Genomic DNA, 13,251 nt, shown 5'->3' with positions numbered 1-13,251 from the left:
GGTATATTAGATTTATTACTCTTTGTATGAGTAACTTTAATATACCAGGAGAAAAATCATAGTGATGTTAATGCATGTAGTAAGTAATCAAGGGGAATTTGATTGTCGTAGTAAAGATGAAATTGAAACAATCATAAGACAAAGCACTCAAATTCCATATGATGATATCTGGCTTTCTGGGGAATATGAGTATCCATGTTTGACGATAACATTAAATGGAGCAGATGCCTGTTTGCATTATTTTCTAAATGGTGATGGTGATTTCTGGCAATCAGTAGGAACTTGCGAAAGAGTAGTAAGCTTTGTAAGTGGCAATGGTGCCCCTGATTTTACACCGGAAAATGCTGTAATCACACTTGATCAAGCAATACAGTGTATGCGATTATTCTTTGATACTTTACAAAGACCAGATTGTATTGCATGGAGGAGTATGTAAAAATAAAGTGAACAGGATGAAGAAAAACCTGTTCATTTTTATGTCGATACGATGAAAACCATAGTATAATTAATATGCTTTAAAAGCGAGTGGAGGAGAGATATGAATGAAAGTTTTTATATCTATATTTGGAAACTTGTGTTGGGTTTTGTCCATCTTTTGGGCTTATCAGAAAATCATATATCAAAAAGTCAGTTTCAAAAAAATGTGCTATGTCGCCATTTTTTACTTTGGGATAGGACTTGTTGAGGAAGTATTGCATACAGGAGAGATTCCTTATTACTTATCAGATTTAACTGGAATTGATATATTCTTTTTTTTGGAACTTGAAATATTTGTTTGGTGCTGGATCATCTCATATACACTATTTGACAGAAATCTAAAACGTTCAATTTTTCTCATCGCATGCATATGCTCAGTATGCCAGCAGACGTTCTTTATTCTAAATGAAATGCTTTGGTTTTTATCAAATGGAAATGTACAAATCTATTATTTATTAAATTTGCCAATGATAGCACTGTTGTTTTTTACGATTTATCTGATTGTGGAAAAGTTGAATATTGCCAGAATCTATCGAGAATTTGAGTATAAAAATTTTTCTTTCATACAAATTTTAGGAATGACGATTATTGTATTATTCATATATGATCTATTATCTTATTGTTTACAAATGATACCTGTAAAATCAAAAGAACAATTCTTGATTCCACTTTTTTTGATGTTCATTATGATATTGACTATGATATATTACATTCAAATGGTCAGTTTAAAAGATAAGAAAAAATACAGTGATATGTTAGTGAAGCAACAAAATCTTTATATTCAAGATTTAGAAAAAATACAACAAAATATGCGTACCTTCAAACATGATTATAAGAATATGATGTCCAGTATTTATCTACAAAGCAAAGAAGGAAACATGCAGGAAATAGAATCTACAATTTCAAAATTAATGGATGAATTTGATGAAGATATTGATAAGAAAATGAATCTAACCAATCAATTAGCGAATATCCAAATCAATGAAATAAAAAGCCTTTTATATTCAAAAATCACAGAAATCAATCGTCAGCATATCTCTTTACATATGGAAGTATTATATCCAGTGCAGACAATAAAAATGAATATTATGGATGCATGTCGTGTTTTGGGGATTCTTTTGGATAATGCAATAGATGAAGTTAAAGATCATGAAGGTGATATGAACTTGGTATTATCCAATCAGGAAGATGCCTTTCATATGATTGTGGAAAATTCATTATTCCATGATGTTGATATTGAAAAAATCTATCAAGAAGGATATTCCACCAAAGGTACACAGCGAGGGATGGGATTGATTTCTTTACAAAAGATAATTGATAAATATTCAAATGTGACGATAGCCACACAAACTGTGGATAATCGTTTCATTCAGGAAATAACCATTGTATAGGAAGTGATAACATGTTAGAAATATATGTATGTGATGATGAAGTTTCGACGTTAAATTTTATACAGCAGGCAATTGAAAAACAAATTCTGATTCATGAATATGATATGAAAGTAAAGCAGGTATATCGTGATCCTTGTGCAATGTTAGAGGCGTTAGCGAAGCAACAAACCAAACGTAATATTTATTTTTTAGATGTTGAATTAAAACATCCAGAATATGATGGCTTTTTGTTGGGGAGAGAAATACGCAAAATTGATCCAAATGGCACAATCGTTTATATCACGAGCTTTAAAGATTTAGCTTATAAAACTTTCCAATATCATATTGAAGCCTTTGATTATATTGTGAAAGATACACAAGAACAGTTGCATACATCCATCAGTGAATGCCTGCAATCTATTATTCAACGTCTAAAAGATGAAACAAAAGATCCTGTTGCGTGCTTTACGTGTAAAAGTGGAGATAAATTGCGCCATATTCCCATTGATGATATTTATTACTTTGAAACATCAGCGCGTTCTCACCATGTGATCTTACATGGGAAAAATCAACGGATAGAATTTCTGGGAAACCTTACAGATATAGAAAAAGAATTGAAAGAAGGCTTTTTAAAAATTCATCGTTCTTATTTAATTGCCTTAGATAAAATTGATTCCATTGATCTTAAACATAATGAAGTAATTGTAAGAGGTGGGGTATGTAGTATATCTCGTAAAGAAAAATCTCGTTTACTTGAAAAAATCAAGAAATGAGATTTTTTGTTATTTAGGAAACAATCCTTACCATTCAGGAACAAGTCGCCATTTTCAATCCTTAAAATGTTATAGTGAAAACGTAAAAAGGAGGATACATATATGATGCAGGAAATCATACGTTTAGATCATATATCAAAAACATTTGATAACGTCTGCGTGTTAAAAGATATTCACGCAACACTAAGAAAAGGAGAAATTCTTGGCTTTTTAGGACCAAGTGGCGCAGGCAAGACAACAACGATTAAGATTCTTACAGGACAGCTTTTTCCATCATCAGGAGATGCCTATATCTTAGGAATCAACGCCAATCAAATTGATGAAACCATTTATGAACAAATAGGTATTGTCACAGATAGCAGCGGTATTTATGAATATCTTAGTGTGGAAAAAAATCTGGAATACTTCGCAAAAATCCTAAAAGTGGAGAAACAAAGAGTCGAAGATGTGTTACATCAGGTAGGACTTTATGAACATCGTAAAAAACTGGCAGGAAAATTATCCAAAGGGCAGATACAGCGATTAATTCTCGCAAGAGCGGTATTGCATAAACCACAAGTATTATTTCTAGATGAACCAACTTCCGGTTTAGATCCATCGACCGCTTTACAGATACACAATATGTTGTTTCAATTAAAAGAAGAAGGCATGGCGATCTTTCTTACAACGCATAACATGGAAGAAGCCACAAAATTATGCGATCATGTGGCATTATTAAATGAAGGTGTGATTGTAGAATATGGAGCACCAAAAGATATATGCTTAAAATATCATAAAGTTAAAAAATATGATATACAATTACGCAATGGAAAACAGTATCTTTTACAACAGGATGAAGAAAATGTGGAGAAAATAAACACATGGTTAAAACAAGATCAGATAGAAACAATTCACTCTTGTGAGCCAACGCTGGAAAGCGTGTTTTTGGAAGTGACAGGAAGAAAACTATCATGAAGATATTTCATCTTCCCCATATTATAACGTTGAGAAATGCACCCGTTTGTGCATTATTTGGAAGTTGTTGTATCATCATACCAGTATTTGTGATAGGAGCTGTCATTTGGAAAATGTATTTTTTATAGGAGAAGGGAAGGTTATTATGAAAACACTACATATACATAAAGTAATGGCGATAGCGGAAGTAAAGTTTCGTGCACTATGTGGAAAAAACTGTATCATTATGCCAATATTTGCGATAGGATTTACAATGATGATGCGTTTTCTATATCAAAATATGTCAGGAGATGGAGGCAGTGAAGAATATTTAAATGCGTATGCATTGGCAATGGGATTGGTCATGAATATTGGTATGACTGGCTTATATTGTATAAGTTTAATGCTTGCGGAAGAAAAAGAAAAAAAGACATTGCGTGTGTTGATGACATCCTCCGTGAATGCTTTGGAATTCTTTGTCGGAAGTGTGCTGCCAGTATTCCTTGTGACAGTTATCGTTAATTATTTACTTATGCCAATCAGTGGATATACCATCACAGGATCAAATCTTATATTGTTTAGTATTGTCACAATGATTGGGACATTGATCAGCTGTATTATTGGGATGCTGTTGGGAATCTTTGCGAAAAATCAGGTCAGTACCAGTACACTCACTTCGCCTATTTTACTATTGATGATGCTGGTACCAATGTTTTCTTCTTATATTGAAGAATTAAAGATGATATCTCCATTCATTTTCACAGGAGCAATTATGGATATGGTCATGCATATGGCTGAGCAAGTATCACCAGCGTTAAATATTGGCGGTATCCTTGCGATGATCATCGAGGCGGTAGTTTCCATAGCATTATTTGTTTTGATATATAAACGAAATGGATACGAAAAAGAATAAAGGAAATTAAGATATGTTAGAAGAACGTGAACGATCTTCAAAGAAATAAGTAAAATTTAATACTTTTTGAAAACAGCCTCATTGCATTGTATATAGAAACAAGTTATCCTTTAAGTAGGAGGTGGCAGACATGGCTAATGAAGATAAGAAAGACTTTAACGCAATGTTGCACGATGCTAAAGATATGCCAAAAATTCAAATCATTACCGATCAAAAAAGTATTGAAAAGTATGGAGGAAATCATATGTATTTCGCTCCACCAATCGATTATGATCATGTAATGAAACAGGTGCCTTATGGAAAGGTAATTACCATTGGAGAAATTCGCGAGTATTTTGCGAGAATTCATCATGCAGATTTTACAGAACCAATCACAGCTGGGATTTTTGTGTCCATTGCGGCGTGGGCAAGTTATCAAAGAACAGAAGATGAAACACCCTATTGGCGAACATTAAAGGCAAATGGGGAGTTGAATGCGAAGTATCCAGGCGGAATAGAAGCACAAAAAGAGAAGTTAGAAGCAGAAGGACATACCATTATACAAAAAGGCAGAACAAATATAAAATATTTTGTGAAAGATTATCAAAAGGTACTTTTTGATTTAGGTGAAATAGAGAACAAATCATAAGATGTAATATGGCAGTTGAAACATAATCAACTGTCTTTTCTTCATTTATAAGCACTTGATATTACACCCATGAAATGTGATAATGTTTGTAATGTATAAGATTTCTTAAGAGGTGATACGATATGGATTGGAATCATTATTTATTGGAAGAAAAAAGCCCTCATCATCCTTATGCGGATTTAGGCGTTATGGAGGGTATGGTAAGTGGTATTTATGATTTAGCACTTGTCCCTAAAGATACACAGATATTATCCTTGACCATGCCATTAAAAAAGTATCATTTAACATATTCTCATGATGAAAGTCTTTATGGAAATAAATGTATAGAAGGTGTTTGTTTAAGTGAAGTAAATGTGGAAAACGTAAAGCTTTTATCAACGCTTCCTAACTTAAAATATCTTAAAATTTCTAATAATAAACAAGAAACAATATTAGATTTAACGCCATTACGACATTTGGAGGTATTGATCCTATCTGATATCACAAAGGTCACGGATTTTAGCTTCTTATTTGGATTAGATCATCTCAAAACGCTTTATTTACGTGATGTAAAACAGTTATATGATTTGTCTTTTCTATCAAATATGACAAACTTACAAGAATTGTTTTTATCAAATGGGGGAATGAGCGGCGTGGGTAAGCCAGTGAAAAGCATGGCGCCATTATCTAATCTAAAGCAATTACAATACTTACATTTTGCGTTGACTGTAGAACATAAAAACTATGATATTTCACCAATATTATCCTTGAAAAATTTAAAATATCTAACAATGTTGCCACGCTATTATCGCAATCATCGATTAGAAACATTACAAAAAGAATTGCCAGATACCATCATAGAATAGAAAAGGAGTGTCGTATGGATAAAAAAGCAAAAAATATATTAATGAAAACCTATTGGTCTGCTTCTGGCTGGAAAGATGAATATACAATTACTCCGAAAGATTTTACTTATGCGAAAGAAAAAGGTTTGATGTTTGATGCAGTTAGTATATCGCATGATAAATGTGTAAAACAAATCAAAGCGATTGTGGAAAAAATCACGCCCCAACAGATAGTGAAAGCTTTTATAAGCAGTCTTTCATCCAGACGTTTAGACTGGCGCTCAGGTATCAGCTCTTACTACATAGCGAAAATGCTGCCAATGCATACTTATACACCTGTCATATCCGGAAAGTCATATGAAAACGGCAAGGTGGTTTATACATCATGTACCTGTTCCATATGCAAAGATTTGAAATATGGCGTGATTGGAAAAGAATATTATAAAGATGTGGATGTCAATATATTAAACTTTGAACGTATTAAATGGGGTGGTGTGCGCCATGGTGAATTAATTTATATCTTATTTGATCTTCAACAATTCATCAAAGAGGAAATACCAGAACCAACAGATGCGGATATACATATTTTAAAAGATATATTAAAGATAATTATGAGCAGTGCAGCCAATGATCATCCAGGCATATTATGCGATAGATTAAAAGATATTCCTGATTTTAAATCAAACAAAAATGAAAGGTCCACGCTGGTTGAGATTCTTGCATGCATTGGGGTATTAAAACCCCAATCATATGAGCGTAAAATTCAAGGGAAAAACGACTGGACATTTGTGGAATACTGGCGTGGAGAAGATGGCTGTGATCAAGTGGCAGTGAATGAATATTTTGGAGAATATCTATGAGTATGCGTGATGAGGTGGAGTCTACCATCAAAGCATTAAAGCTGAATCATTCAAGAATTTTTGAGGTATCAAAGATCAAAGATCAAATATGTGGATATCATTCAAAGAATTGAACATACATTCGTTTTGGATTATGGAGATATTCATTGGTCAAATATGGGAAATGATTTTCAACAACATTTATCAATTAGAAAAGAGGAATCAGAATGGATACAATCAGAAAAAAGCAACGTGGGCAAAATAGAAAATTAAAACGTATGTTCGATAATATTGATAAATTTCAACCAGATTGGAATAACGATGAGCGATATGAACATTTTCATGTGCCAAGTGATCCATTTATCGAAAGTGAAAAAACTACAAATCAAAATAAGAAAAAGTTTTATGAAAAATGGCTTGCGACTGTGGAAAGATTGATGAAAGAAAAGCCACAGGATATTGTGTTTTGTAAAGTTGTAGGAATGATATCTATCCCTGATGTATGGTGTTCAGAAATCATCATTTTCTATGGTCAGGAGTATTACGAAGCTTTTTTTAAACGTGATTGTGCTTATCAAACGTGGATAAGAATTAAAAACGATTCTTTTCTTAAACGTAAACAGATACAAACACCGCTGAAGGAAGCTGGTTATCAACAAATCATACGAGATGAAGATATATATCAAAACGAATTATGGTTTTATGGAGATATTGACGTAAGGTGATTGGAGGCATAAGATATGAATAACGTATTGGACATCACAAACTATGGCATTGCTTTATTTTCGCCAACAATTCTGCAGGATTTCCTGAAGAAAGAAAAAATCAGATCAAAGAAATTGCTGAGTAAATTTGAAAAGGATAAAGATGTGTATCTGAAAACTCTAAAAGAAGGAATCTGGATGCCAATTGTGAAAATTGACGCAGGCAGTTATGTGATAAAATTGAACGGTGTTGATGAACCATTTGATGATACATGGATACAGAAGTTTTCGTATGAAGGATTTCAAATAGAAATCAAAGATACACTTTGTATTGGGGATATTCATTTGCTAGAACCATTTCAAACAAATCAGGAAATGCGTTATCAGGATATGGAAGGCAATATCTTATACAAGGGGCATACATATGAAGCAGCTTCAGGTAAATATCAATTACGTGTAGAAGGATATGTGCGAAAAGAGGCGAATGGACATGCTTCCACATATCAAAATCCAGAATATGGATTCTTATTTACACTCAATCAAGTAGAGGTCTTTAAGATGGCTCAGGATCCAAGAGATGATGAACGATACAACTTCAATATTGGCTATCTTACCAGATCAAAACAAGCGAAAATTAAGTGGGAGAATGAAATACAAGCTCAAAAAACAGGCAAAGAATATTATCCGCTAATCGAATTAGATGATGGAAGCATATGTCATTTATATGTAGAATTTGATTCCTCACACAAATATTGTCGAGTAAGCGTTCTGTATAAATATGTATATGATGAATTGTTGAAAAGTGGTAGTACATTTACGATTTCAGAAGAAACACGCACGAAAGGAAAAACCGTTTTATGCCCTGTAGGAACCCTGACCGTTTTATAGAAGATAGAGAATACAATATGGATGAATTTGAAAATATCATAAATCAAATCAAGACGATTTGTCTATCGGTTATAAAATATACTTATGAGAAGTCAATGAAGCAAGCATATGATTTAATAAGAAAGCTTCATGATGCAGGATATACAAAAGATGAAGTCTATCAGGCACTGCTTTCCTGTCAGGCGGTATTAAAGGATGGTCTTTCCTATGATTTTATATGTGATTTGATGGATTATGTAGTTGGATGGTGTGCTACAGAGCTTCAAATATGGAAAGATGAAAAAGACAGCTTAAAAGAATTTTACGATTACCTATCATCAGATGAAGAATTGATGTATGATATTCGTATGCATGCGGAATGGAATGAAGCATCTTTTTCTAAATTAAAACAATTGATTTATGCTATCATGCAGGAATACGAAGATAAGCCATATGATCACGAATTGATATCGTATATGCAGAATATTCCAACGATTGTCCATATGTTGTCACAATTTCAAAAATGTTCACAAAAAAATTTAGAAGAAGGATATACACAGGAAACTTATTTGAAAATGATTTCAAATAAAATAGATGAATTAAACCAGTTATATGATATATTTATGAATTCATTAGCGCAAAAAAATGATAAATGAAGGAAAATAAAATTAGAAGGAGAGGAAATATAGTTGTATGAAGCTTTTTATCACAAGTGTTACAGCACAGGGCACCAATTGTGTATCCTCTTTGATACATGAATTATCACCATTAGAAAAACAAGCACAATCCTGGGATTTTCCATACAATATCATGATTTGTATCAGATGTGGAAAAAATGTTGGGAAAACATTTCAACGTTTTGAGAATAAAGATCAGGTCCTTACTTTGGATATACGTGAAGAAGATGAATTATTTCGTGTGATGTCTAAAAATGAACAACGGGAATATTTAGGCAGGCGCATCTTCTCTTATATGGAAGAAAGCATAAAGAAATATCCCAAGGTCGCATCCACACACCAACAGGAAGCATTCATGAAGAATGTGAAGCAATGGATGATGGCGCATGACTGGCTGCATGGAAAAATCGAACAGGTAAGAACGCTTCTACAAAAGGAAATGGGAGCATATGAAATCAGTGAACAAATGCATATGCCACTTGAAGAAGTGGAAGATATTTGGATTCATATGTATGAAGAAGAAAAACGAACAACTACACATTCAGACAATATCAAAGAAGGTAAAAATTGGGTGTGGAAGATATGAAAAAAGATTTTTCATATATTTAGGAGTGATGACATATGAAAATCTATCAGGGAAAAACAGCATGGTGGTTGATACTTATTTTTCTTGTGTATACTCTTTTACCATGATTGACACATATAAAAATTACACCTTTTTTGCGTTGTTATGCTGGTTTTGATTTATACATGAATATCTTTTGGATACCTGTTTTCATCAGAAACCGAATAGAATTATATGGCACATATTTTATTTTCTATTATGGATTTTCTAAACAGATTATTCAGATTTCAAATATCAAAAGATAGAAAAAAGCAGAAGTGCAATCGCTTCCTCCGCAAATTCTTTAGACCGTATTCCTTTTATCACAAAGGATAAGGATTTCTATGTGTCCTTAAAAGAAATGAAGATTTTATAAATCAAATACAGAAGAAACGATAGGGCAAAAAACTGCTCTTTTTCGTTATAAACAAAGTATAAATTTCTAATTATCTTTTTATATTTTCTTAAATGCTCGTAAAGCCTTATTCTATGTGCTTTCGAGTATTTTTACTGTAGGAAGATACTTCACGTTTCTTTGCATATTTCCTCATGTCTTAGCTGTCAGAAGTGGTAAATAAGTAGTAAATTCATTTGTACTACTAAGCAACAAGACGCTCCTGTTGCTTCTCTTTATTCAAGCGTTTCATTTCTGCCATTGCAGAATCGAATGTTGCATGTGCGTAATAGTTCAGCGTCATGGCTATATTAGCATGTCCCATAATGTACTGTAATGCCTTTGGATTCATTCCTGCATTTGCATAGTTGGTACAGAATGTATGTCGCAAACTATGTGGAGTGATGTGTGGCAATTTATCCTCGTTATACTTATTGTATTTCTTAACAAGACCTTTCATCATGCCGTTGTAATCACTTGCCACTTTTGGATAGTTCTTTCTATTAAGAAAGAGAAAATCACTATATCCATCAATCTCAACACGCTTATCATTCTTTCGATTCGCTAACACTCGCTTAAATGCTTGATAGGCTTCTTCAACCATAGGAACTTGACGTTCGCCACTTTTGGTCTTTGGTGTTTCAATGTAGTACCCAATTTCAGTATCTCTCAATAGCTGATGGTCTATATTGACAAGACGATTCTCAAAATCTAAATCTGGAAGTGTCAAACCACCAAACTCTGAAATACGAAGACCTGTTTTTAAGAGTATCAGAATTTCATCATAATTTTTGCTGTAGGTTTTATCAGCTTTTGCAAAGGCTAACAGTTTTTCTTCCTGTTCTTCTGTTAGTACGGTCTTAGGGACAGTATCATCATCAAGAACTGCTTTCAGTTGAAAGTCAAATGGATTCTTCCGAACACAATCATCTTGTATAGCAATATAGAATGAAGCCTTTAAAGAACGTTTGTAGTTATTGATGGTTTGATAAGCATAACCATTTTCACTCATTCTAATAGCCCATTCTTTAGCGTCTGATGGCTTAATACTGTCAATACTTCTTACACCTAACTTGTCTTTCTTCAAAATATCCATAAGATATTTGCGTCCAGTTTCAGTGTTTTTTCTAACCTTTGGTCTTTGAGCGTTCTGTTTTGCGTAAAGCTGGCAGAGTGTCATTTTCTTTCCTACAACATCAATACCATCATGAATGTCTTTCTGTAACTCTGCGATTTTCTCTCTAAGTGAGATACAATCACGCTTTCCTGCTGGTACTCGGTCTGTAGCCACAAGTTTCCACGAGTAAACAAATTGCGGTTCTCCAAATGAATCTATATATTTGTATAAGTATCTTCCGTCTTTTCGTTGGCTCTCTCCAGTCTTTAAGATTCGACCTTTATTGTCACGTCTTTTTTCTGACATGGCATTTGCTCCTTTCCTTTATGGAAAGAGCCTTGATACGACTTAATACTATTTTATCATATACAAGACCCTTTGGCGACGCTAGATTGCGTCCAATGTATCTATAATTTTTTCAAATTGTTTTCGTTTAATCTGAATACGATTGCCATTCATAATCAGCCAATTTGCATTTTTATTTTCCTCTGCCAAGCGTCGTAGCTTGTTTTCGCCAATACGAAAATATTTTGACGCTTCTTCAATGGTTAGGGTATAACGTTCCCAAATAGGAATGTCAGTCTGCTTCATAAAATCCTCCTTTCCAAATCACTTATTTGGATTTCATAAAAGTTGTTTTACCAGCAATCGAACAGCTTTAGCAAAGCTCACGGGAGTTCCACCCCTGCATGGTTCTCATGTAGCCATACTCATTGCCTGCGACGGTTTTATCACGCTCGGACTATTGACTGTATGGGAGTATCATTATCACGATAAGAATGTCGTTGCAGGCAATCCTGCTAAAGATTGCTTCTCGGATCACTAACATGAATCGCTCGCTATCTTTATAAGATAGGTCATGGCGGTTAGTTCCGTTGGCTCTTTTCTTATCGAAACGTATTCGATTACTTTTATTCAGTTTTCAAAGAACAATGGCTCGTTAGCCTATCAAAACACATTGAAAGCTCAATATGCTTTGGTGGAATAACAAACCTCCCTGTTCGGGAAGCGTGGAATGGTTTAGCACGCTTCCACGAAAGGAGAGAGGATATTACTTAATTTCAAATGACAAAATCTTTGTAATCAGTCTGGTTTCCATTCTTCCACGTAAGACTTCATCAACGACCATACTTTGATTGCCATATTCATCTTTCATAAGTCGTAGGGAACGCTTCGTTATGTACCCTCTGTAATGATGTAGAATCTGGTTAATCGCTTCGGTATCGCCATCTGTTGCCTTTACAATGAGAGGAAAGGGAATCATAGGATATTGTGTTTTCATTCTTCAAATTCCTCCATAAACTTTTTAATTAAGGCTAGTCCACTGGTTCTATGCCGATAGACAGTAGAACGGTTCAATTTCAACAGGTCTGCAATTTCTGAATCGCTCATGTCCATAAAGTAAAACAGCAGTAGAATTTCACGTTTCTTGTCTGGCAACTCACGTAATGCTTCACTCAACAAATCATTTTCAACGCCTACTGATAACCCATTGAGTGTAAAAATCTGAAAGTCAGTTGAATAGTTATCTGTTGTCGCAAACTGGCTAACAAGATAATCGCCAACATCCGAAAAGGACACCTCACGCTTTGCAATCCTTGAAAGATAAAGCATATAATTCTTTCGCTCGTCTTCCATAGCACGTTTACAGATATAGTCAAACTGATTTTCTATTGTGGTCTGAAAAGAAGATGGTTTCATGTTTCTCACCCCCTTTCTGTCTAGGAAAGGAAGTGAGCCTTGCTCGTTTATCTCCTTTCACTCTTAGTCCCAATGTGAAAGGGGGATTTGTTGCATTACTGATAAATAAACTTTGTAAAAAAGTTCTGAATAACCAAAAAAGCACACAAACAGATTGATTTCTCTGTTTACATGCTTTTATTTTTCTATCTATATGATTTATAAAACCACATTGGTGGACGTACTTATCTATTGCAGATAGACGACTTTTTTTGATAAATACTCAATGTGGGGAACTTGATTGTATGTGATATACTTCATGGCGACTTTGACCTCCAACAAACCGCCATTTGGAAGTAAGATACAATATTTTAACAGCATAAATAGCACTACCATATCAATGCCAATAAGTTAAGGGTATTGACAAAAACAAAAATCAGGAATATAGCTA

Annotated in this window: 17 protein-coding genes; 13 read left to right on the top strand and 4 right to left on the bottom strand. The window is 33.8% G+C overall.

Annotated features, from left to right (window positions below):
• The first annotated feature begins 64 nt into the window (after nt 1-64).
• The 12 genes from DW114_RS20605 to DW114_RS20550 all read left to right on the top strand — a co-directional run bounded on the left by DW114_RS20605 (nt 65) and on the right by DW114_RS20550 (nt 9,591).
• Complete coding sequence (locus DW114_RS20605; RefSeq protein WP_117456208.1) at nt 65-436, top strand: Imm1 family immunity protein; 372 nt, start codon at nt 65-67, stop codon at nt 434-436.
• A 106-nt stretch (nt 437-542) separates the two neighbouring features.
• A complete protein-coding gene (locus tag DW114_RS20600) occupies nt 543-1,868 on the top strand; it encodes a sensor histidine kinase (RefSeq protein WP_117456205.1) in 1,326 nt (441 codons plus the stop codon).
• An 11-nt stretch (nt 1,869-1,879) separates the two neighbouring features.
• Nucleotides 1,880-2,620, top strand: a complete 741-nt coding sequence (locus tag DW114_RS20595; protein WP_117456203.1) for a LytR/AlgR family response regulator transcription factor — start codon at nt 1,880-1,882, stop codon at nt 2,618-2,620.
• A gap of 102 nt (nt 2,621-2,722) precedes the next feature.
• Complete coding sequence (locus tag DW114_RS20590) at nt 2,723-3,574, top strand: ABC transporter ATP-binding protein (RefSeq protein WP_117456201.1); 852 nt, start codon at nt 2,723-2,725, stop codon at nt 3,572-3,574.
• A gap of 145 nt (nt 3,575-3,719) precedes the next feature.
• On the top strand, nt 3,720-4,466 hold the full coding sequence (locus DW114_RS20585) for an ABC transporter permease (RefSeq protein WP_147322662.1): 747 nt from the start codon (nt 3,720-3,722) through the stop codon (nt 4,464-4,466).
• 130 nt (nt 4,467-4,596) lie between these two features.
• Nucleotides 4,597-5,094, top strand: coding sequence for an MGMT family protein (locus DW114_RS20580; RefSeq protein ID WP_117456197.1), 498 nt, complete (start codon nt 4,597-4,599; stop codon nt 5,092-5,094).
• Between the two features lie 122 nt (nt 5,095-5,216).
• Nucleotides 5,217-5,939, top strand: a complete 723-nt coding sequence (locus tag DW114_RS20575; protein WP_117456195.1) for a leucine-rich repeat domain-containing protein — start codon at nt 5,217-5,219, stop codon at nt 5,937-5,939.
• A 14-nt stretch (nt 5,940-5,953) separates the two neighbouring features.
• The gene (locus DW114_RS20570; protein WP_117456193.1) at nt 5,954-6,778 is read left to right on the top strand and encodes a hypothetical protein; all 825 of its coding nucleotides are present in this window, start codon (nt 5,954-5,956) and stop codon (nt 6,776-6,778) included.
• A 206-nt stretch (nt 6,779-6,984) separates the two neighbouring features.
• Nucleotides 6,985-7,482 carry a DUF3916 domain-containing protein gene (locus tag DW114_RS20565; RefSeq protein WP_117456191.1) on the top strand — a complete coding sequence of 166 codons (498 nt, stop codon included), beginning with the start codon at nt 6,985-6,987 and terminating at the stop codon, nt 7,480-7,482.
• Between the two features lie 15 nt (nt 7,483-7,497).
• Complete coding sequence (locus DW114_RS20560; RefSeq protein WP_117456189.1) at nt 7,498-8,349, top strand: hypothetical protein; 852 nt, start codon at nt 7,498-7,500, stop codon at nt 8,347-8,349.
• Between the two features lie 17 nt (nt 8,350-8,366).
• Nucleotides 8,367-8,984 carry a hypothetical protein gene (locus tag DW114_RS20555; RefSeq protein WP_147322661.1) on the top strand — a complete coding sequence of 206 codons (618 nt, stop codon included), beginning with the start codon at nt 8,367-8,369 and terminating at the stop codon, nt 8,982-8,984.
• A gap of 37 nt (nt 8,985-9,021) precedes the next feature.
• Nucleotides 9,022-9,591 (top strand): hypothetical protein, encoded by a 570-nt coding sequence (locus DW114_RS20550; protein ID WP_117456185.1) that lies wholly within the window; start codon nt 9,022-9,024, stop codon nt 9,589-9,591.
• A gap of 617 nt (nt 9,592-10,208) precedes the next feature.
• Here the strand turns inward: DW114_RS20550 and DW114_RS20545 are convergent.
• Together DW114_RS20545 and DW114_RS20540 are read right to left on the bottom strand one after the other, a co-directional pair.
• Entirely contained in the window at nt 10,209-11,426 is a 1,218-nt protein-coding gene (locus DW114_RS20545) for a tyrosine-type recombinase/integrase (protein WP_001291561.1), read from the bottom strand.
• An 81-nt stretch (nt 11,427-11,507) separates the two neighbouring features.
• Complete coding sequence (locus DW114_RS20540) at nt 11,508-11,711, bottom strand: excisionase (protein WP_000814511.1); 204 nt, start codon at nt 11,709-11,711, stop codon at nt 11,508-11,510.
• On the opposite strand from DW114_RS20540, the gene DW114_RS21895 reads away from it, so the two are divergent.
• On the top strand, nt 11,695-11,946 hold the full coding sequence (locus DW114_RS21895) for a hypothetical protein (RefSeq protein WP_001845478.1): 252 nt from the start codon (nt 11,695-11,697) through the stop codon (nt 11,944-11,946). The genes DW114_RS20540 and DW114_RS21895 overlap by 17 nt on opposite strands.
• Before the next feature lie 225 nt (nt 11,947-12,171).
• Here DW114_RS21895 and DW114_RS20530 read toward each other — a convergent pair whose 3' ends face one another.
• The gene (locus tag DW114_RS20530) at nt 12,172-12,402 is read right to left on the bottom strand and encodes a helix-turn-helix domain-containing protein (protein ID WP_000857133.1); all 231 of its coding nucleotides are present in this window, start codon (nt 12,400-12,402) and stop codon (nt 12,172-12,174) included.
• Nucleotides 12,399-12,821, bottom strand: a complete 423-nt coding sequence (locus tag DW114_RS20525) for a sigma-70 family RNA polymerase sigma factor (protein ID WP_000804885.1) — start codon at nt 12,819-12,821, stop codon at nt 12,399-12,401. Before DW114_RS20525 ends, DW114_RS20530 begins: the two co-directional genes overlap by 4 nt.
• Between the last annotated feature and the right edge of the window lie 430 nt (nt 12,822-13,251).

The organism is Absiella sp. AM09-50 (assembly GCF_003433845.1).
Lineage (GTDB): Bacteria > Bacillota_I > Bacilli_A > Erysipelotrichales > Erysipelotrichaceae > Hoskinsella > Hoskinsella hominis.
This window is presented reverse-complemented; position numbering and strand designations above follow the sequence as displayed.